2 protein-coding genes are annotated in these 4,952 nt (G+C 33.8%); both read left to right on the forward strand.

Annotated features, from left to right (window positions below; all coding sequences use genetic code 11):
- The first annotated feature begins 155 nt into the window (after window positions 1-155).
- A complete protein-coding gene (locus FPG59_RS13830; protein ID WP_086455170.1) occupies window positions 156-3,182 on the forward strand; it encodes a SusC/RagA family TonB-linked outer membrane protein in 3,027 nt (1,008 codons plus the stop codon).
- 10 nt (window positions 3,183-3,192) lie between these two features.
- Window positions 3,193-4,773, forward strand: a complete 1,581-nt coding sequence (locus FPG59_RS13835; RefSeq protein WP_086455171.1) for a RagB/SusD family nutrient uptake outer membrane protein — start codon at window positions 3,193-3,195, stop codon at window positions 4,771-4,773.
- Window positions 4,774-4,952: the final 179 nt, after the last annotated feature.

The raw sequence follows: 4,952 nt of genomic DNA on the forward strand, positions 1-4,952 counted from the left end.
TAAATGTAATGAAAATTAGAAAACGTTTTCGTGTAACATATTATTGAACAAAAGATGTCGTTCGTTTAAAAAACGATACTGTTGGTATAATTTATTTTTTTTAACAAAATCTTAAAGATAATTTTATATTATAACTAACTAATACATTAAAAAAAATGAAACAAATTTTATTAATCGTTATGATTATTTTTGCTTCGCAACTTTCATTTGCGCAAGTAAAAACGCTCAAAGGAACGGTAACTGATGCCAGCGGTATGCCAATTCCTTCTGCAAATGTTCAAGTACAGGGAGAATCAAAAGGAGCAACCACTGATTTTGATGGTAATTTTGCTATCCAAGTAAGTGTGGGTAAAACTTTAGTAGTATCTTATTTAGGATATGAAACGAAATCGGTAGTAGTTGGTGATGCAGATACTATTAAAATAATATTGAACAGTGGTGCTACAACAGCATTAACCGAAGTTGTAGTAACTTCATTAGGGATTAAGAAAACAAGAAAATCTCTTACTTATGCTGCTCAAGAGTTAAAAGGTGAAGAGTTAACAAGAGTAAAAGACGCGAACATTATTAATACTATAGCAGGTAAAATTGCTGGTGTTGCTGTAACAAGAAGTTCTGGTGGTACTGGAGGATCTACTAAAGTAGTTATTCGTGGTAATTCTTCTGTAAGCAATAACCAGCCATTATATGTTATAGATGGTATTCCTTTATATAATGGATCAGCAGGACAACCAAACAATGCTTTTGGGGATACAGCTGGTGGAAACCGTGATGGTGGGGATGTAGTTTCTTTGATTAATCCAGATGATTATGAAGGAATGACTGTTTTGAAAGGTGCAGCAGCATCGGTTTTATATGGTTCGCAAGGAGCAAATGGCGTAGTATTATTGTCTTCTAAAAAAGCAAAACAAGGTAAAGCTCAATTAAAAGCTTCTTCTGTATCCACATTTGAATCAGCTGCTTACTTACCAAAATTCCAAAATGATTATGTTGCGGTTGCAGGTGGTGAAGAAACTTGGGGAGCAAAGCAAAAAGTAAATGATCACGTAAAAGATTTTTTTGAAACTGGAAGTACTCAAATTTCTTCGGTTAATTTCACAACAGCTTCTGATGTGGCATCTACTTCATTATCTTATGCAAATACAACAGGATCTGGGATTATTCCTGGAAATGGTTTGAAACAAAATAATTTTGGTTTCCGTCAATCAGGTAAATTATCGGATAAATTAACTGTTGCTGCAAATGCAAATTATACTACACGTACTGTAAATAATAGACCAGTAAATGGTTTGTACTTTAACCCATTGACGGGTGTATATTTAATGCCAAGAGGGAATGACTTTAACGAATATAAAAAGAATTTCGAAGTTTTTAACCCTACTAGAAATATGAATGTTCAAAATTGGATGACTAATAGAGATATTATGCAAAATCCTTTTTGGGGAATCAACAGAAACAAATCTGAAGATACGAATCAATTTTTTAATGGAAACTTAGCTTTAGATTATAAAGCAACAGATTGGTTATCTATTGCCACTAGATATAGTTATAATAGAGTTGAAAGTGGATTTACAAAAGAAGTTTTTGCTACTACTCAAGGTACATTATCTCATATAAATGGTAGATATATTGACATCAATAACTTGAGTACTCAACGTTATGCTGATTTAATCGCTACCATTAATACTAAATTTAATGATGATTTTAGTTTTAATGCTAATATCGGTTCAAGTATCACGAATACTTTGGCTAATAAAAGAACAACATTAGATTCTGGAATTGGTGGAGGTTTGCAAATTGCGAACTGGTTTACTTTGGGTAATTTTGTAAATAACGCATTAAACTTACAAACTGTTGATTCAAGAAAAGAAGTTCAATCAGTTTTTGCAGCAACAACTTTTGGATACAAAGAGATGTTATTCTTAGACTTGGCAGCAAGAAATGACTGGTCTTCTACATTGGTTAATACTGACAACACAGGATTTTTCTACCCATCTGTTGGGGTAACAGCTATTCTTAGTGAAATGGTAAAAATGCCAGAATTTGTAAATTACGGTAAAGTGCGTGCTACTTATGCTCAAGTAGGTAATGATATTTTTCCATTCGTAACTTCTCCAACTTATGGTTTTACAATTGAAGGTAATAAGCCAGCTACAGTTGCTCCACAACCAGGAACCTCTTTGCGTCCTGAGTTAAAATCTGAGATTGAAATCGGAACGGAATGGAGAATGTTTGACAACCGTTTAGTATTTGAATTGTCTTACTATAATTCAAATACTAAACACCAATATTTACAAGTTTTAGCGCCACCAACAAATCCATTAGGAGTTAAATATTACGGAATTAATGCAGGAAGTATTTCTAACAAAGGTTTTGAAGCTGTAGTAACCGGTAAAATTATTAAAGGAAATAAATTCTCTTGGGATGCAACAGTAAATTATTCTAAAAATATAAATAAAGTAGAAGAAATTCCAGCAGAATTAGGAGGAAAAGTAATCTTGACAGAAGCTGGAGTAAATAACTACAGATATGTATTACAGCAAGGTAAACCATTTGGTGTTATTGAAGGAGTAAATATTAAGAGAGATGCACAAGGTAAAGTATTATTGAATGCTGATGGAACTATTCAAAAAACAGAATTTGAAGAAGTAGGAAACTCTAATCCAGATTTTATGTTAGGTTTTTCTAACTCATTCAAAGTAGGTTCGTTTTTTGCGAATGTATTAGTTGATGCAAGATTTGGTGGAGAAGTAATGAGCTTGACAGAAGCTACAAACGACGAGTTTGGTGTTTCAAAAGCAACTGGTGACGCAAGAAATGCAGGAGGTGTAGCTATTAATGCAGTTTATCCAAACGGAAATGCTTATTCAGGTAAATATCCTGCAGAAAGTTATTACAAACAAGTTGGTGGTAGAGCTGGAGCAACAGGAGAATATGTATATGATGCTACAAATGTAAGTTTAAGAGAGGTTTCTGTTGGATATACATTCAACACTAAAAAAATACCATTTTTGCAATCAGCAAGCTTGTCTTTAATTGCTAGAAACTTAGGATTTATCTACAAAGATGCTCCTTTTGACCCAAACATTTCATTAAGTACTGGTGAAGGTTTACAAGGGATAGATGTTTATGGAATGCCATCTACAAGAAGTATAGGTCTTAACTTAAACGTAACTTTCTAATTAAAAAAACATGAAATTAAATACAATTAAAAAAACAGCTATTTGTGTTTCCTTACTCGCAGCAGTAAGTTGTACAAACAATTTTGAGGATATTAATACCAATCCAACGGGTATTACTGAGGCGCAATATGAACAAGATTTTAATAATATCAAAGGTGCTTTTGCTCCTATGTTTAATAACATTATTGTCTTGACTCCAGAATGGAAATACCAAGTGCAACAAGGGCTTCAAGGTGATATTTGGTCTGGTTATATGGCTACAGGTACTGCTTTTAGAGGAGGAACCAATAACACTACTTATGATTTAGTTGATGGATGGAATGGTTTTGCATGGGGAGCTGCTTATGGTGATGTAATGTATAATGCCTATTCTGTTGAACAAAAAGCCAAAGGGAAATACGATCAATTTTATGCTTTAGCTTTGATTTTGAAAGTGGAAGGAATGCATAGAGTTACAGATACCTATGGACCAATAGTTTATTCAAAATTTGGAACTACTGATAAAACAATTGGATATGACTCACAGGAAGAAGTATACAATTTGATGTTCAAAGAATTGGATTTTGCAGTTACTGATTTGACAAAAAGAGTAGATGCAGCAGAACCCTCAACTTTTACAACTACAGATCTATCAGGATATAAAGGTGATTACAAGAAATGGGTAAAATTTGCAAACTCTTTGCGTTTGCGTTTAGCCATGCGTATTGTAAAGAAAAATCCAACTTTAGCTAAAGCTGAAGCTGAAAAAGCCATTGCTCAAAAATTTGGAGTAATGACTACAAATGATGATTTATTTAAAATTGTTTCTCCAAATTTCAACAACCCAATAGCTACCATTAGTGCTGCTTGGGGTGACGTCAGAATGTCAGCAGATATGGAGTCAATTATGGGAGGATATCAAGATCCAAGACTTCCTGTGTTTTTCAAAACATCTGCGCAGTTTCCGGGGCAATACAAAGGTGTTAGAACAGGTATTGAGATAGCTGCTAAAGCTGATCACGTAGATTTTTCTGAAATTGGACCAATAGTTAATTCTAAAGAAATTGTATTAATGACAACTGCCGAAGTTTATTTGTTAAGAGCTGAAGGAGCATTAAGAGGATGGAATATGGGTGGAACAGCTCAAAGTTTGTATGAATTAGGAATCACAAACTCTTTTGCTCAACACGGAGTTTCTGGTGTAGCTGCTTACATCGCTGATAATGCTAAAACAGCCAAAGATTATGTAGATCCAAATTTCCCAGTAAATAATGGAGCTGCACTAAATACTGTAACTGTTGCTTGGGATGCAGCCGCCACTAATGAAGTGAAATTGCAAAAAATTATAACTCAAAAATGGATTGCAGGTTTCCCAGAAGGACAAGAAGCATGGTCAGAATACAGAAGAACTGGATATCCTAAATTACTTCCAGTACTTAAAAATACTAGTGGTGGTAAAATATCTTCTGCTCTAGGTGTTCGTAGAGTGAACTTCGTTCAATCTGAAAAAGATGGGAATCCAGGTGGTGTAGCTACTGGTTTAGCTAAACTAGGTGGACCAGATAATGGAGGAACAAGATTGTGGTGGGATACTACTGGATCTAACTTCTAGTTTCTAGTATATAGTTAATAGTCCTTAGTGATTTGTTTTTGGCTTTATGCTAAGGAATAATTACTAAGGACTAATAGCTAAATTTATTTACTAAATAACGCTTTATTGGTTAAACAATGTCGTTGGTATACAAACTCTGACCGTTTGTTTTTTTTATTTTTTTGCTCCAAGTAATACTC

This window comes from Flavobacterium sp. FPG59, from assembly GCF_002150205.1.
GTDB lineage: Bacteria > Bacteroidota > Bacteroidia > Flavobacteriales > Flavobacteriaceae > Flavobacterium.